General features: G+C 50.6%; 17 protein-coding genes. 14 read left to right on the forward strand and 3 right to left on the reverse strand.

Translation table 11 applies throughout. From position 1 onward, the window contains the following. The first annotated feature begins 92 nt into the window (after window positions 1–92). The 4 genes from P156_RS0110295 to P156_RS0110310 all read left to right on the forward strand — a co-directional run bounded on the left by P156_RS0110295 (window position 93) and on the right by P156_RS0110310 (window position 5835). Window positions 93–1487, forward strand: coding sequence for an APC family permease (locus P156_RS0110295; protein WP_027870035.1), 1395 nt, complete (start codon window positions 93–95; stop codon window positions 1485–1487). After that, the gene (locus P156_RS0110300) at window positions 1480–3099 is read left to right on the forward strand and encodes an amidohydrolase (RefSeq protein ID WP_027870036.1); all 1620 of its coding nucleotides are present in this window, start codon (window positions 1480–1482) and stop codon (window positions 3097–3099) included. Before P156_RS0110295 ends, P156_RS0110300 begins: the two co-directional genes overlap by 8 nt. Before the next feature lie 103 nt (window positions 3100–3202). Then, entirely contained in the window at window positions 3203–4744 is a 1542-nt protein-coding gene (locus P156_RS0110305) for an amidohydrolase (protein ID WP_027870037.1), read from the forward strand. Continuing rightward, window positions 4741–5835: a BTAD domain-containing putative transcriptional regulator gene (locus P156_RS0110310; RefSeq protein WP_081818548.1), complete on the forward strand. Its 1095-nt coding sequence runs from the start codon at window positions 4741–4743 to the stop codon at window positions 5833–5835. The genes P156_RS0110305 and P156_RS0110310 overlap by 4 nt, the downstream gene beginning before the upstream one ends. 588 nt (window positions 5836–6423) lie before the next feature. Here the strand turns inward: P156_RS0110310 and P156_RS0110320 are convergent. After that, window positions 6424–7713 (reverse strand): IS30 family transposase, encoded by a 1290-nt coding sequence (locus tag P156_RS0110320; RefSeq protein WP_027869448.1) that lies wholly within the window; start codon window positions 7711–7713, stop codon window positions 6424–6426. Between the two features lie 451 nt (window positions 7714–8164). Here P156_RS0110320 and P156_RS0110325 point away from each other — a divergent pair, with 451 nt between their 5' ends. Then, on the forward strand, window positions 8165–10294 hold the full coding sequence (locus P156_RS0110325; protein ID WP_027870040.1) for a Na+/H+ antiporter: 2130 nt from the start codon (window positions 8165–8167) through the stop codon (window positions 10292–10294). Between the two features lie 105 nt (window positions 10295–10399). Then, window positions 10400–11596: a L,D-transpeptidase gene (locus P156_RS0110330; protein WP_027870041.1), complete on the forward strand. Its 1197-nt coding sequence runs from the start codon at window positions 10400–10402 to the stop codon at window positions 11594–11596. Between the two features lie 54 nt (window positions 11597–11650). Here P156_RS0110330 and bsh read toward each other — a convergent pair whose 3' ends face one another. Continuing rightward, window positions 11651–12625, reverse strand: coding sequence for a choloylglycine hydrolase (gene bsh, locus P156_RS0110335; protein WP_027870042.1), 975 nt, complete (start codon window positions 12623–12625; stop codon window positions 11651–11653). Between the two features lie 214 nt (window positions 12626–12839). Here bsh and P156_RS0110340 point away from each other — a divergent pair, with 214 nt between their 5' ends. From P156_RS0110340 to P156_RS12475, 8 genes are all read left to right on the forward strand, one after another. Beyond that, the gene (locus P156_RS0110340) at window positions 12840–13637 is read left to right on the forward strand and encodes a response regulator (RefSeq protein WP_027870043.1); all 798 of its coding nucleotides are present in this window, start codon (window positions 12840–12842) and stop codon (window positions 13635–13637) included. A gap of 802 nt (window positions 13638–14439) precedes the next feature. Then, window positions 14440–18147, forward strand: coding sequence for a Cna B-type domain-containing protein (locus P156_RS12470; RefSeq protein WP_185752205.1), 3708 nt, complete (start codon window positions 14440–14442; stop codon window positions 18145–18147). A gap of 59 nt (window positions 18148–18206) precedes the next feature. Next, window positions 18207–19781, forward strand: a complete 1575-nt coding sequence (locus tag P156_RS0110355) for a SpaA isopeptide-forming pilin-related protein (RefSeq protein ID WP_027870045.1) — start codon at window positions 18207–18209, stop codon at window positions 19779–19781. A gap of 14 nt (window positions 19782–19795) precedes the next feature. Continuing rightward, window positions 19796–20629, forward strand: coding sequence for a class C sortase (locus P156_RS0110360; RefSeq protein WP_027870046.1), 834 nt, complete (start codon window positions 19796–19798; stop codon window positions 20627–20629). Further along, complete coding sequence (locus P156_RS0110365; RefSeq protein WP_051600906.1) at window positions 20608–21462, forward strand: class C sortase; 855 nt, start codon at window positions 20608–20610, stop codon at window positions 21460–21462. The genes P156_RS0110360 and P156_RS0110365 overlap by 22 nt, the downstream gene beginning before the upstream one ends. Window positions 21463–21686: 224 nt before the next feature. Then, window positions 21687–21833 (forward strand): CD1871A family CXXC motif-containing protein, encoded by a 147-nt coding sequence (locus P156_RS0110375; protein WP_027870048.1) that lies wholly within the window; start codon window positions 21687–21689, stop codon window positions 21831–21833. Then, complete coding sequence (locus tag P156_RS0110380; RefSeq protein ID WP_027870049.1) at window positions 21826–22710, forward strand: 4Fe-4S binding protein; 885 nt, start codon at window positions 21826–21828, stop codon at window positions 22708–22710. The genes P156_RS0110375 and P156_RS0110380 overlap by 8 nt, the downstream gene beginning before the upstream one ends. After that, window positions 22707–23249, forward strand: a complete 543-nt coding sequence (locus P156_RS12475) for a TlpA disulfide reductase family protein (protein ID WP_081818549.1) — start codon at window positions 22707–22709, stop codon at window positions 23247–23249. Before P156_RS0110380 ends, P156_RS12475 begins: the two co-directional genes overlap by 4 nt. A gap of 133 nt (window positions 23250–23382) precedes the next feature. Here the strand turns inward: P156_RS12475 and P156_RS0110395 are convergent, their stop codons facing one another. After that, entirely contained in the window at window positions 23383–24432 is a 1050-nt protein-coding gene (locus P156_RS0110395) for a zinc-binding dehydrogenase (RefSeq protein WP_242838715.1), read from the reverse strand. Window positions 24433–24621 lie beyond the last annotated feature (189 nt).

Here is a 24621-nt window from a genome sequence, read left to right on the forward strand (position 1 = left end):
GAAAGTCTTGCGTTCAACACTTCAATCAACACCTCCTTCAACCTCTGGTCAGTATGATAAAGACAGAGATAGTTTATAAGGAGGTTTTGTTTATGAGTGAGAAAAACAAAGTACAAAATCTAACTACTGAAAAAACCGATTTCAAACGTGAGATCGGTGTATTCGGAGGAGTCAGCATCATCGTGGGTATCACGATCGGATCCGGTATCTTCTATCTGGGATCCTACGTTATGGAAAGAACCGGAATGAATGAGGGTCTGTCCCTCCTGTGCTGGCTGATCGCAGGTCTCATCTCGCTGTTCGCAGGACTATGTTATGCGGAACTTGGCGCTTCCATCCCCAGAGCTGGTGGGCGTGTTGTCTATCTGAACGAGGCATACCATCCGGTATTCGGGTTTATGGCCGGGTTTACCGATTGGCTGATAGGTGGTCCGGGATCGATCGCGGCTGTATCGATCGCGTTGATGACCGTGATCAAGTCTTTTGTTGATATCAGCGATACCGGGATCAAGGTTGCGGCGATCGTACTGATCGTCGGGGCGACCATCTACAACCTGATCGGTGTCAAGGTGGCATCCAGGATCCAGGATGTATTCTTTGTCGCCAAAATCATCCCTATCGTGCTGATCATCCTGGCGGCGGTATTTGCCGGAAAAGCAACGCCGGAGTTGTCTTTTGCCGGTGTCTCTGCCTATGCGGTAGATAACAACACGAGCGTGGTCGGCATGATCGCCATCGCCATCGTCGCCTCCCTGTGGGCCTACGAAGGCTGGTCCAACCTGAATACCGTAGCCGAGGAGATCAAGAACCCGAAGAGAAACCTGCCACTGGCGCTGATCATTGGAATCGGCGGACTGACACTGGTATACGTGCTCTTCAATTTCGCCATCTTCAGAGGATTGGATCATTCTGAGATCGTAAACATGATCGAGAGCGGAGATCTATACCTGGGAACTGCCGTTGCGAAGAAAGTCATCGGCCCTGCGGGCGCGATCCTGGTATCCGTTGGCATGGCTCTGTCCATGTTCGGTTCCATGAACGGCATGATCCTGGCGCAGCCGAGGATGTACTATGCGATGGCAGAAGAGGGTCATTTCTTTAAGTCTTTCGCCAAGCTGCACCCGGTGCACAAAGTCCCGACGGTTCCAATCATCGTGCAGTGTGTACTGTCCGTCATTCTGGTCTGCCTGCGGAACCTGGATCAACTGACCAATCTGGTGGTCCTTTCCGTCATGCTGTTCAACGTGCTGGTGATCATGGCCGTGCCTATTCTGCGCCGGAAGTACCCGGATATTGAGAGGCCATACAAGGTCTGGTTCTATCCTGTATCCGTCATCCTGGTAGCGGCGATCTTCATTGGGCTTTTCGTCCAGGGCGCCGTCGAAGATCCGATCAATGGATTCGTCGGATTCATAGTACCGATAGTCGGTGCCATCGTATACTTTATCTTTGATAAGAAAAACAAGAAAGAAGCTAGTAATGAGTAAGATTTTGTTCAATGGAAAGGTATATTTAGACCGTGGGGAGTTCCGTGAGGCACTCCTGATCGAGGGGGACCGGATCCAGGCCGTCGGCAGCAACGAGGAGATCCGCGCGCTGGCCAGTTCAGATACAGAGTTCATCGACTGTGAAGGCCGTACAGTGATCCCGGGGCTCAACGATTCCCATATGCACTTCATGCAGTTCGGAGAGACCAGAAACCAGGCCATGATCGAGGACGTGACCTCCATCGATGAGATGATTGAGGTCTGCAAGAGGTTTGCGAATGAGCATCCGCAAAGCGTGAAAGACGGGATCCATGCCATCGGCTGGAACCAGGACAACTTCAGGGATTCCGACAGACTACCGGATCGTCATGACCTGGACAAGATTAGTACGGATATCCCCATCGTGTTGGAGCGCGTCTGCGGTCATATTGTATCCACCAACTCTAAGCTGATCAGCATGCTGGATATGAGCGTATTCAAGGAAGAGGATTATATGGTCGGTGAAGATGGAGAGCCGAATGGGATCTTCAAGGGGAACGGTACCAATTTGGCCAAGAAGATCGTTCCGGATTTCTCCATGGAAGAACGCTACCGCATCATGCTTGAGGCCATGGATTATGCCGCGGCCCACGGACTGACCAGTGTGCAGAGCAACGACATCGGCACCACCTTCATGGACGGACCGGCGGCTTTCGATCTGCTGCACCGTATCTACGACAGCGGGAAGGCCAAGGTCAGATACCGCCATCAGGTATGCTTCAACGATTTCGAGGCTTTTCAGGACTATATCGAGAACGGTGAGTTTGCGCACAAAGAAGAGCTCTACCCGGAAGGTTCCTGGCTGACGCTGGGGCCCCTGAAGCTCTTCAAGGACGGAAGCCTGGGGGCGCGGACGGCTCTGGTTTCCGGTGGGTATGTCGATGACCGCGACAATCACGGGTTGGAATGGATGTCGAACGAGGATATGGACCGGTACTGCGCCCTTGCCGCAAAACACGGTCTGCAGGTCGTGACACACGCCATCGGAGACGAAGCACTGAGCCGTACCATCGACAGTTATGAGAAGGCCTTCGTGGATGGGAAAAACAAACTTCGCCATGTACTAAACCACGTGCAGATCACAGATCCGGCGCTGATTAAGAGGATTGCGGATCTGGACATTCTGACCTCCGTGCAGCCCATCTTCCTGGACTATGACATGAGGATCCTGAACGACCTGCTGGGCGAGGAGCTGGGGGCAACCTCCTATGCGTGGAAGTCTCTCAGCGAGGCGGGCGTGCATGTCTCCTACGGGACAGACTGTCCGGTCGAGGACTGCAATCCATTCCCGAACATCTATTGCGCGGTGACCCGGAAGAACAAAGCCGGGAGCCCAGAGGGCGGATTCAACCCCCAGGAGTGCGTGGATGTGGAAACGGCGATCGACGCATATACGACAGGCAGCGCATACAACGAATTCATGGAAGAAGAGAAGGGAAGACTCAGAGCCGGTTTCTATGCGGATCTGGTGGTTCTCGACAAAGACATCTTTACCGTTGACCCAGAGGAGATCAGTAGCATCCTACCGGTTCTGACCATGGTCGGCGGAAGAATTGTCTACAGAAGAGCATGATTCTACTTTTCAAAATAGTGACGCCAAAACCGCTCGAGCTGGACCATATGGAACCGGTGAGGGCGGTTTGGTGTTATACTTAAGGGCAAAGGAGAAGAGGAGAATGGCAGAAAGAACGATTATCAAGAATGCACATTGTATGACCATGGATCATGGAAGTAGGGCAGAGTGGATCAGTATCCGGGGAGACCGGATCGAGGCGATCGGAAACGGAGATGCGTATAAAGCCCTGGCGAGTGCGGAAGACACAGTCCTCGATGCCAGAGGTAATACCGTATTGCCCGGGTTTATCGACAACCATTTCCATTTGTTGACCGGGGCTTTGGCCAAGGAAGAAGTGGACCTGTCGTCTTGCAGAAGTGTTGAGGAAGTCTGCGAGACCATTCGGCAGTCTGCCGGTGACCGTGAGGCGATCATCGGGTATGGGCTGTCTGAAGACAGGATGGAGGAGCGACGATATCCAACCCGGGTGGAACTGGACAGGTGCTGTGACGATCATCCAGTGGTGATCTACTCTTTGGATTATCATACGCTGATCCTGAACACATACGCTATTCTTTACTACAAAGTCCCGTTTGCTCTTCCGGGTGTGGAACTGGATCACAAGGGTATGCCGACCGGCATCTTCCGCGAACGGGCTGGCGGGCAATTGGATTACTATATCTGTGAGCATTTCACAGATGGAGATTATCAAGAAGCAATCGAGAAGTTTCTTCCTGACGTGTTTGCTAGTGGTATCACGACAACGGCAGCCATGGAAGGCCGAAACTGTGGGAACGGAAACGGCAGGGAGTCTCAGTGCGAGTTTCTGGTTCGCCGTGAGGCTGAGTATCCTCTATCGATGGAACTTTTCTATCAAACAACCGATATTGATCTGGTTCTGAGCCATGGGCTCAGGAGAATCGGGGGCGCTCTCTATCTGGACGGCACACTCGGCAGCTGGAGCGCGGCGCTTACGGAGGATTATGCTGATCGTCCCGGGAAACGGGGAAGGGTATTCTATACACAGGAGTTCCTGAATGATTTTGTTCTGCACTGCTGTGAGCAAGGGCTTCAGATTGGTTTTGATGCGATCGGGGACGTGGCGATCGACGCTGCGCTGACGGCCATAGAATCTGCCTCGGATAAGTTTGATGTCAGGAGTATGCGACACCGCATCGAACACGGGGATCTTCTGAGGACAGATCAAATGCGAAAGGCAGCGGACCTAGGCGTAGTTTTCTCGGTGCAGCCATCTTACGAGGCTCACTGGGGTTATCCGGGCGGGATGAAGGAACGCAGATTGGGGCATCGGTATGGGCAGACCCTGCAGCTTCGGAAAATGCTAGACAGCGGGATCCTGCTCTGCGGAGGTTCGGATCATCCAACGACGTCGCTGAATCCGATGGCAGGTGTCCAGGCGGCTGTCCTGCACCCGGTGGAGGCGAACCGCATCAAACTCGAGGAAGCGCTGGAGTTATATACGATCAAGGGCGCATATGCTTTGTTTCTGGAAGAGGACCGCGGAAGTCTGACGCCGGGGAAACGTGCGGATGTGGTGATATTGGACCGGGACATTGAGACCTGCCCTATGGAGACTCTGGCGCAGAGCAAGCCTGTCATGACTGTGAAGGATGGAACGATACTGTATGATAGGGGGTTATGATGCTACGGATCTCATTGCTAAGTAAGAATGTGTTGACGCTTGATGGGACCGTCATCGATGAAAAAGTCAGCGACAAGGCCATCGCGTTGATTGCGATTCTAGTCCTGCGAGAAGATCAACGGATGTCCCGAAGGGCTCTGATCGATATTCTGTGGCCGGAGAGCAGCGACTCTGCCGGAAAGAACAATCTACGATTCAATCTGTGGCAGCTGCGGAAGGCATTGGGGGAGGAAGAGGGGGCTTCGCTGATCGGGACAGACAGGGATTCCTGTTTCATCAATCCAGCATATGAGTACACCTGCGATATCTGTGAGATCTTGCAGGAGGACGTAGAGGCGTCTTCTGATCTGGAGCGGCTGAAGTATCTGCTTTCGCTGTTTCAGCAGGAGTACCTTTCGGATCGGTATTTCCACGGATGTGTGGAGCTGAATGAAGATATGATCATGCGTCGGTACAGCCTCGATCACTGTCAGCGCAATATTTATAAGAGGTATACGGATCTGTGTTTTGCACAAAAACGGTACTGCGAATGCCGGGATGCCCTGTTAGCGTACATGAGACTGGATCCTTACGACGAGGAGAAGCTTGCGCAGCTTCTTCGGGTTTTGATGCGTCTGGATGAGAAGAGGGAAGCATGGAACCAGTATCAGATGTTTCATACTCGCATGGTGGCGGATTTAGGGGAAGAGCCTTTGCCGGAGACGAGAGCGATCCTGAAGGGATTTCGGACCCCGATAGAGCAGCAGAAGGCGCTGGAGCTGCCCTTTCGGTGTATCCCACATCTGGAATTCTACTGGGTTACCAGTATCCTCCAAGCAATGATCAGCCGGGAGGTGGCGATCGATCATTTCCTGAAGGAAGAGGAACAGAGGGACCTGTCGGTGATGCAGTACCGAATGGAAGGCGAAGCGAAGGAGATGCCGCCGATGGAACGAGTGGTGGATATCTTTGTCACGCTGATCATCAATCTCAGCAAGACTGGTGTTACGGTCAGCCTGATCAACGAAGTTCCAGAATACATGTCAGAAAGTTGCCGTGCGGTTCTGATGCTGTTGAAGGAACGCTGCGGAGACAGGATTCGGATACGATAAGTTTTAGTGATTATTCCAGGAACAGATTGCCCATGGTGATGGCCGCCTGGACCTCGTGGGAACAGGTGTTTTCCGAAGGTCTGTCCTATCGGATATGGTTTGTGGATATGTTTGTGGATATTTCGCATCATTTGGAGGTGAAATATCCACTTTTTTCGATCATACACAGAAATGTGTTTTTACTCATGCGTTTGGCGCGCATGTCTCTGAGAAAGTGTAGTAAGAATAGATGTATACACCAGAGATTTTCAGACATTCTTGTAATATTATGTATAATGGAGTGAATGATGAGCAACCATAAGTTGACTATGAATTGATCGAGGGTTGTTTGATACAGTAAGTGCACGTTTGACGATTGTAAACGCAACTAATTTCTCACTAGTATAAATCAGGAAGTTGTGAATGCACTTCTCCAACGAATTGTGGCAGATTGAAGAAGTAAGTTGACGTATGAAGTTGTAATCGCGCTGGAAATCATGTAAAATTCAAGTATGAAGGCACACTAAAACCCGGGTATGAAGAATGCCCGTTTTCAGAAGTTGAAATTGCACCTTGCGAAAAGGTGTGGTCCTGTCTTCATTTTCCGGACTACTTAATGAGTTCGGGCTTAAGGTTTATGGAATCGGCGGCGATCTGCTTCATGGATAGAATGCTGGGAACACTCTTTCCATAGATTGAGGTGAATACCTCAAGCGGTGACCGCCCGTTCCATTTTTTGCGCGGATATGAGTTGATATGGTTCATCATCAGGATGACCTTTTCCTGCGATAAATCATCCATCGACTTGCCCTTTGGGATGATATACCGAATAAACTGGTGATTCCGTTCACAGTGCGCCTTCTGATTGCTGTTTTGCGGATCACAATAAAACACATGGCAGAGTTGTTCTCCGGTTTCAGGATCAAGTTCGATTTTCGTGGGATCGGTGAATTCGCTGCCTCGATCGACCAGAATAACCTGAAACAGTTCCTTGAAGAGTTCTTTTCCCAGAATCTCTCTGAGTGAAGCAAACACAGAGGAAACAGTGGCCGCATTGTTCTGTTCCCGCAGGAAGGCCATCTGCAGATCGCAGTTGGTAAACATGAGGGTGAGAAGAACCTTGCCGCCCTTTCTGCCGATGACAGAATCGCCTTCAACCACATTCATATCCGGATGCTGCGCCATAAATGAAAGATAGTCATCATAAGAGCGCCCCTGATGGCAGGCTTTGTCCACGCGGAGCACCGGACCGCTTTTCCGGCGGTATGATCTACGTACCTTACGGGCGAGATCCAGATTCTTTGCACCAAGAAGGCCGTTTTCAATGTAATCATAGGCTGTCCGTGCCGTGATGGGGAGTTCATCGCGATGGTTTTGAAACACGACATTGACCGATTGTCCCTGCTGGATCAGCGGTGTGACGAGCTCATCCATGGCCTGTAGCTGCTCTTCCGACAAAGAGATGCCAGTTCTTGATTCTTTCAGCGTCGTCTCATACGCATCCTGTGCTTTGCGGGCATTGTAGATGTATCCGTGGAGCCAACAGCGCGACATGGATTCGCAGGCATTGCAAACATAGGGGGCTTTCGTAATGCCAGGGCAGATATCTTCCTGGAATCGTTCGCAATGGATGTTACAGTCTCCGCATCGAACACGGCAGGAACGCGTACGTTTGTGGCATTCCTGAGAGCAGGTTGTGGGCAGATCGCAGGACTTCCTGTGGATGCAGTGGTTACCGTTTCGTGCCTTGAACGTACGATTCTTTTTGACTTCACGGCTAATGGTCGTTCGGCTTTTGCTGAGTCGGGTGGCTATCTCACTGAATCTAAATCCGTGAGCCAGGAGTCGCTCTATGACGATACGGTCTTCCAGTGTCAGGTGTTTGGATGTCTTCTTCATTGTATTAACCTCCTTTTCGGGAAGAAGACAGGACCATATATATCATAGCACATAGAAAAAACCGCGAGAGGTTGTAAGTGCACCTTCGCGGTTTAGATAGAGTCGAAGTTGTAACTGCACGAAATCCCGTGCAGTAAAGAAATCAATTGACCTGAATTGATCGAGTGGATATCGTGTGGATATTTTGGCTCTGAACAGTTTGAAATATCCACTTGAACAATCTGAAGAGGAAACACAGTATGCAAGAGGTGAGTATTTATTACGAGCGCCAGATGTCCCCCGCTATAGGCGGCGGCTTCCCTGTCCCCTTATTATCCGGAGGACTTTAGGGGGAGACAGATGCTGAACTTGCCAGTCGGCTGGTTATCTTCCACACTGCACTGGCTGCAATCTTAACTTTACACCCCAATCAAGGTAGAATAGGAGAAGATACAAACGAAGGAGAAGCCCTATGGAATTGTTTGCACTTATATTGATCATACTGGCTTGCGTCATGTTCACCTCGGTGCTTGATCAGTTGATCCCGCATCTATCCCTTCCGCTGATCCAGATCGCGGCGGGGCTGATCGTCGCGTTGATCTACCCGTCGCTAGGAGGAGTGAATATCGACTCGGAACTGTTTCTGGTGCTGTTCATCGCGCCGCTCCTCTACAGGGACTCCAGAGAGGTGAGCCGGGTCACGCTGTGGAACAACAAGTGGTCCATCCTTTCTATAGCCATTCCCCTGGTGATCGCCACCGTGGTGGCGACGGGCTTTGTGCTGCACCAGATCATCCCGTCTATTCAATTGGCGGCGGCGTTTGCCTGTGCGGCAGCGTTGGGGCCAACGGACGCGGCGGCAGTTTCGGCCATGGGATCCACTATCCACCTGAGTGAGCGCCAGTCCATCCTACTGTCCGGAGAGGCGCTGATCAACGACGCCTCTGGCGTGGTGTCCTTCCAGTTCGCCATTGCAGCGGCACTGACGGGCGCGTTTTCGGCGAAGGAGGCGACGGCTTCTTTTGGGGTGCTGTTCTTCGGTGGGATCGCCCTGGGCATGGCGGTGGGCTATGTGCTAAAGCACGGAATGAATCGCCTGCGCGGCATCGGTCTCGTCAACACGACCACCCATGTGCTCTATGAGGTGCTCACACCTTTCCTGCTCTTCCTGTTTGCGGAGGAACTGCACGTCAGTGGTATTCTGGCGGTGGTGGCAACGGGACTGATGATGCAGGAGATAGAAGGGAATATCAAGTCACCGGAGAGAGCTCGGCAGCAGATGGTATCCAACAGCTTCTGGGAGGTGATCATCTACCTGATCAACGGCTTCCTGTTCGTGATGCTGGGCATGCAACTGCCGAAGGTGATGGAGACGAGACTGATCGAGAACCTCTCAGCGCAGACTGTGATCGGAACAGTGATTGCGGTGACGAGCGTCATCATCGCTGTCCGATTCCTTTGGGTCGGCGCAACGGAACTGATGACCAGAGATCGCATCACCGGCGAACGAGGGATCGCCCATGTGGGGAGCACGCTCAGGCAGGCGTTGGTCACGACACTGGCCGGGCCAAAGGGCGCAGTGACACTGTCTATCATCCTGACCCTGCCGGTGACCATGAACGACGGGTCCCCGCTGCCCATGAGGAGCCAGATCATCTTTATTACCTCCGGTGTGATCCTTTGCACATTGCTACTGGCGAATTTCCTGCTCCCGATGATCTCTCCAAAAGAAGAAAGAAAAGAGGATGAGGTTGCCCTCTCGCAGGCGCGCATTCTGGTGTTGGAGAAGACGGTGAAGGAAATGCGAGACTTGCTTGACACCTATGCGGACGAGGACTTCACACCGGCCTTCCGGCTGACGCTCATGAGGTATCGCGTGAGATTGATGCGGGAGCGGCTGTCCATGGAGTCTTGTGGCCGGCAGCTTGGTGACATGATCATGAAGGTCCTGGATGTACAGCAGGCCAGAGCAGACGAGATTCAGAGGGAGGCCACGCACATCCCCGAGAGTCAGCGTCTGGACTACTATTCCATCCTGCCTGCGATCCGCCGGTCCATCGGCTATTTTGCCGGGGCGGAGAACGTGGGCGCGCGTTTTGAGACCAGCAAGGGAAGGCTCATGCTGAAACTGCTGGGCTGGAAGCGGCGGGTGATGGACTATGATGATGAGAAGAAGGCGCGGGTTTACTTCGATACGGTGGTGTTTGCGCTCGACCTGGAGTATACGGCGATCCGCTATCTGCAAGGGATCTGCCGGGAGGAGGATCCGGAGAGAGCGAGATTGGCAGGCGTTCTTCTGGAGGAGCACAAAGCCGCGCTTCAGTCCCTGTGGGGCCGCATCAACTATGGCCAGGAAGTGAAACTGGAAGAGGTGGATGTGTTTGTCCACACGATGGGACAAAGCCTTCCGGAGGGGATGCTGAACCGGACCATGGAACAGTTCCGTAAGGCGTTCGCCTTCAACAACGAGGCGGATGCCAACGCTATGCAGATCGAGATGGAGAAGATCCGGGAATGCCGCAGAGATGGAAGCATCACGGAGGAGCAGTCTTGGAGACTGCGGGAGGAGGTCTACCTGATGCAGACCGCACTGTTGGAGTAGGGCGCGCGAACTGGGAATTGACATCAAAAGGATGCTGTATTATCATTTAAACGGGTGTCACCCGTACGAAATTGATAGTTAATTGAGAAAGAGGAGAATGGTTTAGTGAAGAGAGTATTGATCTTACTGGCAGTGATGATCATGGCTGCATCCATGACGATAGCTGTCTGGGCAGAGACTTCGCCTGAGGAGGGCGCAAACATCCCTGCGGAAGGAACATACGAGAACGAGGAAGAACCCGATGTCATACCGGATGGTTGGAGCGAGGACAAGGGGCAGTATTACGTATCCGGACAGCCGGTGACCGGTTTTTTCCAGGTGGACGGTGAGCTGTACTTCGCGGACGAAAACGGGAATGTGCTGAAGGGGAACCGGATCCTTGGTGTCAACAAGCACAAGTACATTCTGAAGAATGGAACGATTGTGACATCTCCCGGACTAATACGCTTTGAAGGAGATAGCTACTATATTTCCGATTCGGCAGGCACGATCCGGACAACAGCCGGATTCCTCAGTGCCAAAGGGAAGAGATACTATGTCCAGTCAGGTGGCTATATCGTGACCAACCGTCTGTTTGCGGTCAATGGGAAAACATATCTCGCTTCCGGGAATGGAGCGCTGCGTTCCGGGCTCCTTCGGTGGAACAGGAAATACTACTTTTTCTATAAAGATTTCACGCTGAAGAAGACCGCCGGTTTTGTGAATGCGAATGGATATAAGTATTTCAACAGGAAGAACGGAGGGATAGCCACAGGAACCTTCGTAAAATGGAATAAGAAATACTACTACGCCGGATCGAATGGAGCGATTCTGAAACACACATTCAAATACAAGAAGAGAAAGGTCCATCCGAACAAGAAGACTGGGGCAATCTCAAAAACAGCATACATGATCGCGATCGGGAAATACAAGAAGAGTCCCTATCCCTACGATAGCTACGTGCTGATCGATATTTCCAGTCAAAAATTATCGTATTACAAGCACGGGAAGAAGAAACTGAAATGCAGGGTCGTTACCGGAAATGTATCAGCGGGCCACAGTACCCCCAGAGGGAAGTTCCGCGTCAGGAGAAAGGCCAGGGGAGTCACACTGAAGGGGCCCGGATATTCCTCTTATGTTGAGTACTGGATGCCTTTTATCGGCAACTCCTATGGCATGCATGACGCGTCCTGGCGTAGCAGCTTTGGAGGATCGATCTACAAGGGCAATGGCTCCCACGGATGTGTCAACATGCCGCGTTGGGCCGCCAAGAAATTATACGGCAAGGTCCGTGTGGGAACCATCGTCGTGATCAGGAAATAAACAAGACGGTTGCACAGGCGTCGGGGACGCCGGGTGCAACCGTTTTACTTTTGATTAATTCTGCTCGTTGAACTGCTCCCTGGTGATGAGCGGGTAGCGGGCCAGTGTGCTTCCATCCAGATCTTCCTTGTGCATATCGACCTTGGAGATCTGATGATTGTCGTAGCAGTTGTAGTACTGCACTCCTGTCCGGGTGTTATAACAGGAGGTATAGATGGTGATCTCGTATTTGTCCTCACCAAGATCACAGAGGCCGCGCTGCTGTGCGACGGACTCGAGGATATGGAAGAACTGGCTGACACTGGACATTTCGTCCTCCGGTGAAAGGGAATTCAGCTTTGTGAAGGCGACTCTGGCAAATCGAGATTGTGAAGAGAGATCGCCAGGCAATCCCATTCCGCCCATGCCCCGGCTGTAGGCATCGAGATCGAGCATGCTGCCGAAGGTGTTTGCCGGTGTTGCCGTCTGCAGGTGCCTGTAATTGTTCAGGCTGAAAAGCTGCTTATCAAAGGGCGGGTTGTTGGTCATCACGCCTACGGGATTGTCATAGACTTTCAGACCTTCCCGGACAGACTCTACTGTGATCACTTCCTCCTTGTCTGCAATAATCCAATGCAGCGGCGACAGAGGCAATTGTTCGCTGAAGGGGATATTCACCAGATTGATCCGGTCCAGGAGAATGCGCGCATCTCGGACGCTTTCGCATTGGCCGAGGATCCAGGGGATGAACTCAAACGGAGTCACGTTGTCTTTGCCCATTGCTTCCTCAGGATAAAAGGCGTTCCCTTCAAAATTCAACCCTGCCATTCCCAGGCCCTTCTCATTCACTGCCTCGTAGTAAAGGGGATAGTCCCCGGCAACAAAGGCAGTGCCGATCATTGCGTGGTGGGATTCCATCACGCCCTTTCTTCTGAAGGGGAATACGTAGTTCCTCGGTGTGACTACGACCTCTTCTCCGTACGAGAATTCGTAATCAAATGTTCTTCCAAAATAGAAATCATGGGTTTTATAGGTTGCTGCTGTACACATATTGATCGCCTCTTTATTACAAAGATATTACTATTATTATATCGCTGCCGCAGTTTCTTTTCAATCTTTTTGGCTAAAAAAGGCAAAACGTTAGTAGGACGTTAGTAAGAGAAGTGTATCATATAGCTAAATGATTGATAATGCGTTAGAAATACAGAAATATCCAGTATCTGGAAATTTCTGATGGAGATAATCTGACTACAAGGAGAAGTGAATGCGAGCGATTGTTGTCGATGATGAGCTGTTGATGATCCAAAAGTTTGAACGTCTGAGCAATGGGATCGAGGACCTTTCTATCAAAGCGTGTTTTGACAACGCAAAGGATGCGATTACCTATGTGAAAAATAACCCGGTGGAAGCTGCGTTTCTGGACATTGAGATGCCCGGAATTAACGGAGTAGATCTTGCAAAAGAGTTGCGCGCGATCAACGCCGGGATCCTGATCGTTTTTGTGACGGCGCATGAGGAGTACATTGCTGAGTCGAACAGGATCAAAGTAGATTATTATCTGCTGAAACCATATACGAGAGAACTTCTCGATCTGATGATGGAGAATCTGAGGATACTGGAATTTCGGCAGAGAAAAGTGATATATGTGCAGACCTTTGGCAGGTTCGTGGTCAAGAAAAATGACAGGCCTGTCAAGCTGGTGGGAAGAGCCAAGGAGATCCTGGCGTTGCTTATCACAAGGCGAGGGAGAGAGATCAGTAATGAGCAGATCTATCGCACGCTCTGGGAAACCAGAACCTGTACACATGAGCAGATGGGGGTCTACTATAACGCGCTGAGAAGACTGAGAAGGGCGCTGGCCAAGGAAGGCATCGCAGATCTTCTGATCACCACAGACAGAGGACAGATGATCAATGCGGACATGGTGGATTGCGATTACTACCGGTGGTTGGATGACAATGTTCGAAATCACGAGGCGTTTCACGGAGAATTTCTGACAGAGTACAGTTGGGGTGAAAAGTATCTTGCGAGTATCGTGAGGAAGGAATACGGGTTGGATTGAATACCTGTTTGGAAAGGGATCGGAACACCAGGCAGCAAGATGGAGATCTTGCTGTTTTTTGTGTGTCGGCTACCGGTTGTGCGAAGGGGCAGCTCACAAAGGGGAGCGGTTGCCGGGGATGCGGTCGTCAGATGGTCCGGTTGCCAGAGGGGTAAATGGAGCTATTTCTATATCCCAAGAACACGATCCATGACCATTGGGATACAGATTTCTCCAAAATCCGGGGTTTTGGTATCCCGGTTCAGAATCTTGGAGTCTTTTGGAATAGAAATAATCCAAATGGCCTTTTGGGATACAGAAAACCGTGATTATTACGATTTTGGTTTCCAGGCGACCATCAGGAAAATTATTGGGAACAATTCCGACCCGAAATAAGTTGTGGGAAACGGATCGTAGCAAGGGTGTGCTTCTGCACAAAGGAATTGTGACAAATGAAAAAAATTTTTAAAAATATGTAAAAAGGCTTAAAAACGTTAGCAGGGCGTTAGCGTGGGGAGGGTATCCTATAGAAAACATAAATAAGGATTATATATGAGGGAGTATTGAATCGTTAAGGAGCGGTGATATGAAGAATACCCACTTTATTTCATATGTGATAAAACTTGTTGTGCTACTGTTCGTCACAATAACACTTGTGGTAGGGAACATGGCACTCCCTGTTTTTTCATTTGCGGAGACGGAACCTTCCGATAGTCCCGCCCTGGAGGCTACAACAGATAGTTCAGAGGAAGATGTGCAAGACCAGGATAAACAGGATACACAGAATACAGAAGGGACGTCAGAAAACGAGCCACAGGAACAAGTGGAAGAGACTGAGCAAGAATCAGAAGCCCCTGCAGAGGAAGACAAGGGGAATGTTTTGCGTGCACCCTTGCGCGCGCCTGCACAACAGTATAGTGTCTGGTTTGACGGGACATTGGGGCTGGGGACGACAAATTCCCTGGTCGCTGGTGCCACGAACGTACGATCATATACAAATAACAATGGAACCATTACCTTGCCGACCAACGCAGGAAATAATAATAAGTATAAGCTGAACGGCTGGTATGACGTCAGATCGAAAAAATGGTATGCTCCGGGAACCAGTGTGACAGTGAGCCAGGATACGGTCTTTTATGCAGACTGGATCCTGAAAAGCTATGATCTGCAGCAAAATGGTACTCTGGCAAATGGGCAGGCGGACACGACGAGTTTTGTCCATACCGATGTATTTGACTACAATGAGTTGTTCAACACCGCCCATGGGGCATCGCTGAATAGTATTCAGATTGGCAATACCCATAACGAAAACTGGAGAGATCAGGGTGGGGACAGTTTCCTTTTCATGAACTGGTACAACCAGAATCTTGCAGGATACGGTTCCCTTGGTGCTCCCAGTAATCTGACTTTAGGACGGAATGCCTATAACGATAGCAGTGGGCACATGGTCACGAGTGGGATCATATCCTCTCAAAATGATAAACTGATCAAGGATCTTTTCGACACAGAGGATGGGCTTGGCAAGAAGTATCTGGGAACAGGAGACAATCTGTTTCTCCACGATGAAACAGGAAGCACCGAGAGTCGGGGGTTTGGAAAAGGCTACTTCTACTACGACAGTGATTACAATGGGGCCGACTACAACCAGACTGCCGGTCGGTTCTATGTGTACAACGATGTACAGAACATTCAGGGGCAGAACAGAGGGTTCAACACTTGGATGAACGGAAACAAAAGGCCGGGATTCATGCCCTTCGAACAGGGTGAGGTGAAGGAGAAAACAGGCCAGACCGACTATTGGTTCGGAATGAAGACATCCATCGATTTCTTCCTTCCGGATGACGTTGGAAGCAACGGAGGCGACTGTAACAAGTCCGCTGAGAAGAAAGATATGCGATTCTACTTCAGCGGTGACGATGATGTATGGGTCTTTGTAGATGATCAGTTGGTGCTCGATCTTGGGGGTATTCATCAGAGAAGTGCCGGTGACATCAACTTCTCTACAGGTGAGATCAAGTACTACAATGTGCGGGACAATGGAACTGAAACACTGCTGAAAACAGATACCACAACCCTTAAGAGCATAGCATCAGGCAACCACAAACTCACAATCTATTATCTGGAGCGTGGTTCCTCTTGGTCTAACTGCTCGATCTACTTTAATCTTGCTCCGAGATATGAGCTCAAACTTGTCAAATCCGATGCGGATCAGCCGAGCACACTTCTGCCGGATGCAGAGTTCTCAATCTACCGGGACAAAGCATGCACAGTTCCTGCCATGCTTTATGATAACAAGGAATGTGAAGGCACACCAAAGAGTGTGTTCAAGACAAACAGTGAGGGAATCATCGAATGCTATGGACTTACGGCGAACCAGACCTATTATCTGAAAGAGACGAGTTCGCCGGCGGCGTATCCATCTGTTTCTGACAAGACAATCACGCTAAAACTAGACTCGACAGGAAATGCTACCCTGGTAGATACTGATGATGCGTTTGCGTCGGTAACTCAACAGGGAGCAACAAGAATCGACCTGAAGGTTAGCAACAAGAAGCCGGAGAAGACCTCAGTACATGTTGAAAAGAAATGGTACAACGAGGACGGCACGCCCCTTACCGAGAACATGCCAGATGTCATCAAAGTGCAGCTTTACCGAAGTGAAATTGAGACAGTTCCATCAGGAGGCGGAACTACGGGTGCCAGTATCCCGGTCAACATTACAACGCAGTATTTTGGAGGAGGTAATGGAAGTAATACCGATACAGCCGCCCTTACAAAGGGGGATCTCTCCAAGAGTCTGATCGTTGTGTCTGGAGGAAAACTGCATCTTGATCTGGACATCACCAACAGCAGGCAAGCGGGAATCTATTCCGTCATGGTTAATGGACACGAGATCTCGCCTACTTCAGTGTCTGGACGGGCAACTCAGGAGTGCTTCATCGGAGGACGCTGGGGGCAGTATCCTCCGCTTCATACCACGTATGATATTGAAAATATAACGAGTGAAACGGATATTCGGATCACATTAATCGGGTATCTGAATTACCCACAGAATTCTTCTGTACCGTCTGTGGCCGCGACACTGTCCGTGGGAACAGTGGTCACCGCGCCGGAGCAGCCTGAACCAGGAGTAGAACCCGAGATTCCCAGTGTCAGGCCAGAGGATGCTGAGAAAGTAAACGGCGAGATTGAACTAACCGAAGGGAATCAATGGCAATATACATGGGACAACCTTGATGTGACAAGTCCCGATGGCAAAACCTATTATTACTACGTCGAAGAATTACCTGTAGAAGGCTATTCCACCTCCTATACCGGGAATGGAACAGTAGGAGGCACGGTTACCGTCACCAATGTACGGTTACGTGAGATCATCGTCAAGAAACTCTGGAAGAATGCCGCTGGATCCGATATGACAGAGGGAATGCCTGATTCCATACAGGCAGCGTTGATTCAGTCCGACAAGACAACGAACCAGAGCAAGGAGATCGCCTTTACCCTGAACCAAGGTAATCAGTGGACCAAGCGTTGGCGCAGTGATGACAGTGCGTTGGGAGAACAGAAAGACCATGTATACGAATACAGGGTTAAAGAGCTTGATAGCCTGGAGGGCTACGAAGCACCGGTATATACCAACAACGATGGGATATCGGAAGGGACGATCACGATCACCAACAAGAAAATCCTTTACAGGCTTCCTGATGCTGGTGGGAGTGGAACTTATCTGTTCGTCTTCCTCGGGAGTTTCATGATTGTACTGGCACTTGCGTTGATCGGCAAAGGACGGAAGTCCCGACGTGGACGAGGGCGTATGGCGCTGAAGACTCTGGCTGTGTTGGCTCTTTCAGTCAGTTTGATGCCACAAGGGGTCTTTGCGGCATCCCCTGTCAATGATGTGCCGGATATCGACGCCTCTATACCTCACTCTCTGACTGTGGAATACACCTATGGCGGCACGCCGATCAGAGACACCGAGTTCCTTCTATGCAAGATTGCTGATTTGAGTGTGAAGGACCGTAGCGCAAAATACACGTTTACTGGGGACTTTTCCTCCGAAGGAGGGTTTCCAAACGACTTGAGCGCTAGAGAGTCAGGTAGCCTGGCGAAAAGATTGTATAGTATGGTGCTTTCCGGAACTGCGCAGACCATCAGTGGAAAGACAGACAGCAGTGGCAGGCTGGTATTCAGTGATCTGTCCCCTGGTATGTATCTGATTGCGCAGACAGCAGAGAAGAATCTATCCGGAAAGAGATATTCCTCGGATCCTTTCCTGGCGTCTGTGCCACAGCCGGTAACAAACGAAGCGACAGGGCAGACCGAGTGGCGATATGTAGTAACTGTCAGTCCCAAGGCAGCTGGTGTAAAGAATTCGGAAAAACCGAAAAAGCCAGATACTCCTAAAAAGGATACGCCGAACAATATAAAGACCGGAGACCCCTCCAATCTACGTTTTTATGGAGTTCTGCTGATTCTATCGGCGGCAGCCTTGAGTCTGCTGATCATATTTTATAGACGGAGGAGGGGATCGTAGAAATGATGTAATAGATAAAAATGTGTCAGTTATTACAATAACAAAGAAAGGAAAAGGAAATGGAAACACGTACAAACAGAGAAATGAACAAACTGCTCGTACTGGTTTTGTCCCTCTTGGTGATGGTCTGCATGCTCCCTGTTTCTGCGTTCGCAGATAACAATGGAACGATCACTGCCAGCGGCATCGAAAAGGGCGCGACAGTCAAGGCTTATCAGATCGTCAAGCAGAAGGCCGATGGAGACTGGGAAGCTGTTGTTGAAAATTCTATCGCAGATCCCACAAAACCGACTGCGGCAGAGATCACCGCGCTTGCAAGCAACACATCCGGTTTGACTGCCATCGACATGGAGGAAGGAACGGTTGAGACGACCAGTGATGGAGTGGCTGTCGTTGACTATACCAAGGCTGGCCTGGAGGCAGGTATGTACCTGGTATTGGTAGAAAAGGCGGACAGCGATTTTGTCTACAACCCGATGATCATCAGTGTGAACTACGATAACGATGGAAAGTTAGATGGCGGCAGTGTGAATGCGGACAGCCAGTTCACGGTTGGCGATGAAACCGCTTACGCCAAGAGAACCAAGCCGTCCGTCGACAAGAAGATCACCGGAAAGGTGGAAAACGATAATGTTACTGGGGATAGCACCACACAGGGGGACACCCTGAAGGAAGGTGACGAGGTCTCCTTTGAGATCACAACTACCATCCCTGCTTACTCGGCTGCCTATGACAATGAGCATCTTATGTTTGAGATCTCCGATACCGTAAGTGCTGGCTTGGATGATCCTACGAATATCGTTGTGAGTGATGCTAACGGTCCTTTGACAGAAGGAAATGAGTACACGCTGGAACAGACTGGAAAGACCTTCAAGATCGCTTTCAGCAAGGCTTACCTTCTCAGCGGTTCCGCAAAGTCGATCACAGTTACTTATAAGTCCAAGTTGAATGCGCAGGCTACCAGCGGATTTGATGCCAACACCAATAAGGCGACGATCGAGTACTCCAACACTCCGACAACGACAGAAGACAAGGATAAGACAACCTATCACTACACCTTTGATATCGACGGAAATGTATTTGGAAGCATGACCGGTAAAGAAATCGTCAAGGTAGGTGTAGACGCCACCACAGGAGAGCTGATCACAGCGGAGTCTTCCTCCACTACAACCACCACTCCTCTGCAGGGAGCAAAGTTCGGCCTGTTCAGGAGTAGCGATGACGAAAAGATTGCCGAAGTGGAAACTGATGAAAATGGTCTCATGACCTTCACGAGACTGGATGCTGGTGAGTATTACCTGAAGGAGCTGCAGGCGCCTGCCGGATACAAGACGGATTCCACTCAGGTTCCAGTCAGCATCAAGGCGGAACTGAATACAGACGGAACGCTGAAGTCCTATTCCATCACCATCAATGGTCAGAACACAACGACCTATACAGCGAACAATTCCGGACCGGAGACTACCGTAGACATGACAGGTGACACCTCCCTGTTCAACAACTACAAGGCGGGAGCTCTGCCTAGCACAGGCGGCAGCGGTATCTACTTCTACATCGCAGCCGGTCTGATCCTGATCGGACTTGCCATTGTAGTGTATGTCTACAACAGAAGAAGAGAAGCCAGAGATAACTAATAGAAAATGAGAACATGAAAACAGCTTGGAAACGAAACCTGGCAGTGGCAGCCCTGCTCATCGCAGGGCTGTCTGTTCTTTTCTATCCTTTTATCAGCAATCGCTTCTATCAGTACAAAGCTGACAAGGCAATAGAAAAGTATATGAAGGAAACGAAGAATGCCAAGGCAACAGACAGCGAGGAAGAAATCGCAAAGGCGCAGTTGTATAACAAGGGATTGGTTGGCCAGGTCCCTCCTGAAACATTCTCTGCAAGAGAGGGCATTCTCCATGATAGTGAATACGATGGACTTCTAAATCGGATGCAGGATGGCATGATGGGCTGTATCGAAGTACCTTCCATCCGCATAAAGTTGCCCATCTATCATTATACTGATAAAACGGTGTTGGAGAAGGGGGCAGGGCACCTCTTCGGCAGTAGTCTTCCGGTTGGAGGAGACAGTACGCATGCTGTCATTACGGCTCACCGAGGTCTCCCCAGTGCCAAGATGTTCACCGATCTGGATCTGGTGAAGAAAGGAGACCTCATCTACCTGTATGTGGAGGGCAAAAACCTCGCCTATGCGGTTGACCAGATTAAGACTGTGGATCCAGAGGATTGTTCCGATCTGGGCATCGAAGAAGGGAAGGATCAGGTTACACTGGTTACTTGTACGCCATATGGTAAAAACACAGAGAGATTGCTCGTAAGAGGCCAGCGTACTAAGTATCCGGGACAGAGCACACCGGGTCATCACAGATTCCCGCTCCAGCATATTCTCTTTGGACTGGCAGGTATCTTATCTGCTATCCTCTTGATCATTCTGATACGTGTGGGGAAGCGAAGATGGGCAAGAAGAACACCGTAAAAAGGAAAGGAAAAAGCCTGCTGATCAGCAAACTGATCATCGGGCTTCTTCTGTTGGGAGGCGTCAGTATTCTATTATATCCCTTCCTTTGTAACACATGGAATCAATACAAGAACGACAGGTCGATTGACCAATATGAGACAATGATGGAAACCCTTTCGGAAAAGGACAGAGATCACATGCTAAAGGAAGCAAGGGCTTATAACCGGGAGCACATGGTCACAGTGATCACAGACTCCTTTGGGAAAAACCAGGGGGCTGCCAAAGTGCGTAAAGACATTGTGTATGACAGTCTTCTCAACCCGATAGGAGATGGAGCAATGGGTTTTCTACAGATTCCTAAGATCAACGTCAGACTAGTGATCTATCATGGAACCTCGGAGGGAGTGTTACAGCAGGGGGTCGGTCATGTGCATGGGACGAGTCTGCCAGTAGGTGGCAGAGGGACTCATAGCGTTCTTGCTGCGCACCGAGGGCTTCCGACAGCCAAGCTCTTCACAGATCTGGACAGGATGGAGGCGGGCGATCAGTTTCTGATCAATGTTGTGGGAAAGATCTTGGCTTATCAGGTGGATAGCATTCGGGTAGTGAAACCAGATGAACTCGATGCTGTTCAGAATGACGTGAAGGACGACAGAGTCACACTACTCACCTGTACGCCTTACGGAGTCAACTCCCACCGTCTGCTTGTCAGCGGCCACAGAGTTCCTTACGTAGAAGATGAGCAACCCTATGTGGATATGATCAGATACATGTTGATCGCTGTTGTTGTCACGATTATCTTATTTGTATTAACACTGATCCTTTTGAGACGAAAACGTAAGAACGTGTGAGAGACATGATCTGTCTGTGCTGAAAAGGAGGAAAAAGATGGGGACTCCCCATGTTTTCCGTGGGTGTCGCCCACCAAATCCATTTTTTTCCGCAATAAGGAGAATGTGCGCAGGAACCACGCCCGTCTAGTAGTATTCCAAAAGCCTGCGTTAATCATTCTCTTTAACTTCGTTTTTATCTCCATCGTGTATGATATTGATTAAGGAAAGGCATGGTTGATCGGATGAAGAAGAGGAATCGTATATTTGTGCAGATAACGCTTCTGCTCGTGGGCGTAGCCTTTGTCACCATTGGTGCCCTTCGGGGAGAAGCAGAGACGGTGCTGAACAAGGCGGTGAATATATGTTTGGAGTGTGTTGGTATTGGATAAGAGGAAAAATAGACAGGCACATCGCATCGTGAAGCACCGGTCTCTCATACAGGCGGCCGCCACCATCCTCTGCAATATCCATCTTCCGAACCTTCTGAAAGGTCAGATTTATCAGGGGCAGACGAAGGCATTGTGCGTGCCTGGACTCAACTGTTACTCCTGCCCGGCGGCCACCGGAGCCTGTCCGATCGGCGCCTTGCAGTCCGTTGCCGGATCTTCGAGATTCAGCATTTCCTATTACGTCATGGGAACACTGTTGCTCATAGGCGCGCTAATGGGGAGGTTTGTCTGCGGGTTTCTCTGTCCCTTTGGCTGGTTTCAGGAACTGCTGCATAGGATCCCTGGGCGAAAACTGCGGACAGAAAGGATCAAGGGACTTAGATTCGTCAAGTATATCGTCCTGGTCGTCTTGGTGCTTGTGGTTCCGGCGATCATCAGGAACGAATTCGGCGTGGGATCTCCTTTTTTCTGTAAATACCTCTGTCCCCAGGGGATCCTGGAGGGGGCACTGCCACTGGCGGCTGCAAACAGTGGGATTCGCAGTACATTGGGTCTGCTTTTCTCCTGGAAGCTTGCGCTTCTGGTGGCTATCTGCCTGCTGAGCGTGTTTGTGTTCCGGCCTTTCTGCAAGTGGCTTTGTCCACTGGGGGCGTGCTATGCTTTGTGCAACAAAGCCTCGCTTTTGAGAATAAGGGTGGACAGCAGTGCCTGTGTCTCCTGCGGACGGTGCAGTGAGGTGTGCCAGATGGATGTAGATGTCACGAGAACACCGGATCATGGAGAGTGCATACGATGCGGCAAGTGCATCAGGGAGTGTCCAACAGACGCGATCAGTTATTGTTTTGGCGTTAGAGAACGAGAAAAGGAGATGGGATGAAAATGAGAACAATGAAGAAAATAGCCGTGGTCGCCATGGCGATCGCAGTGATGGCAGTTGCGCTGGCGGCGTGCGAAAGTGGAGAGAATTCCAATGATCAAGAGACTGGAACGGACAGCGAGCCATCCCGGGAGAGGTTTCCTTCTTTTGAAGGAAAGACCCTTGAGGGCAGTGACATTAACAGTGGTGTGTTTGCCCAAAACTCCGTCACCGTTGTGAACTTCTGGTTCAGCGATTGTCCGCCTTGCCTCGCCGAACTGGGGGAACTGAATGAGGTGAATGAGGAACTGAAAAAATACGGTGGTGAGGTGATCGGGGTCAATACTTATACCTTTGGTGGCGATGAAAAGGCGATCAAGGAAGCCGCAGGGATCCTGAATCAGAAGAAAGCGTCCTACAGGAATCTGTGGGTCAGCAAGGATAGCGACCTCGCAAAGCTGACAAAGGAGATCGTCGGCTATCCAACCACCTATGTGGTGGACAGAAACGGCACTATCGTCGGAGAGCCCATCCTTGGGGCATCGATAACGAGGCATTGAAGGAGGAACTGCAGAAGCAGATCGACAGCGCGACAGCGGTAGAGAGTCAGTAGAGATGATCATTCCGATAAGAAATCTAAAGAGGAGTCTGCTTCAGCAGGCTCCTCTTTAGATTTATATGGGTGTATCGCAATTAGTCCCAGGGATGGAGGACGACCTTAATGGCCTCTCCGGATCTGGTCAGCTCGATTCCGTGGGTGATCTCGTCCAGCGGCAGGATGTGGGTGATGAACTTCTCCGTCGGGAAGATCGGAGAGATCGCCAGGTTGAAGGCTGCCTTGGACTGAGCGTAGGATGCGCCAAACTGTCCCTTGATCCAGATGTTATTGTAGTGGACCAGGTTGGTGTCAAGCTCTGTGAGAGAGCCCTTGGGAACGCCGCCGTGGAATACGACGATGCCGCCCTTTCTGACCATATGGATGGCATCTGCCTGAGATGCGTTAGCAGGTGTCGCGGAGATGACCTTGTCCGCACCCTTGCCGTTTGTCAGCTTCATCACTTCTTCGATCGCGTCCACCTTGCTGTTATTGATGATGTGGTCAACGCCAAACTGCTTGGACATCTCAAGACGTGTGTCGTTCAGATCGATCATGATGACCTTCTGAGCGCCGCGGAGCTTGGCCAGCTGTGCCATGAAATCACCGATGGGGCCAGCGCCAATGATGACTACGGTGTCCGGGAATTTCACATCTACGTTGTCCAGGTTGGCGTAGACAGAGGTCAGAGGCTCTGCCAGGCTGGCTGCCTCGTAGGAAACGCCTTCCGGAATCTCGTAAATGTTGCCGTAGTGGATCTTCTCGCCACCGACAGCGATGTACTGAGCGAATCCACCGGTTCCGGCCAGTTTGGCTACATGCTCGTTCTCGCAGTTCTCGCTGTGGCCGCTGACGCAGGAATCGCACTCCATGCAGTAAGTGCCTGGGTGCAGGAACAGTCTCTGTCCTACCTGGTACTTGGTGCACTCCGGACCAACCTCATCTACAACGCCGACGATCTCATGTCCGTAAATAAAGGGATAATCGCCCTTTCTGGAGTCGGTGGTCAGGTTCCGGATGTCCGAGCCACAAAGCCCGACAGCCATGATCTTCAGGATCAGTCCGTCCTGAGGGCATGCCGGCTTGGCGGTCTCCTCTACACGAATATCGTTAGGTCCATACATCATTGCAGCTTTCATGGTGCTCATGGTTATTACCTCCTAATAGTATATACAAAATGGTTGTATCGGTTACGTGATCGTGTTTTCAGTATAGATCGACGCCCGGCTTTGTGCAAACAGAGTATTGCCGCTTGTTTGCGGCAAGTTCTCGTAGGAAATGCGGGAGGAGGTCGATGATTTCCGCTTGAAAGCGGAAAATCATGCGTTGAGCCGATG

It is taken from the genome of Eubacterium sp. AB3007 (assembly GCF_000688015.1).
Taxonomy (GTDB): Bacteria; Bacillota; Clostridia; order Peptostreptococcales; family Anaerovoracaceae; genus Aminicella.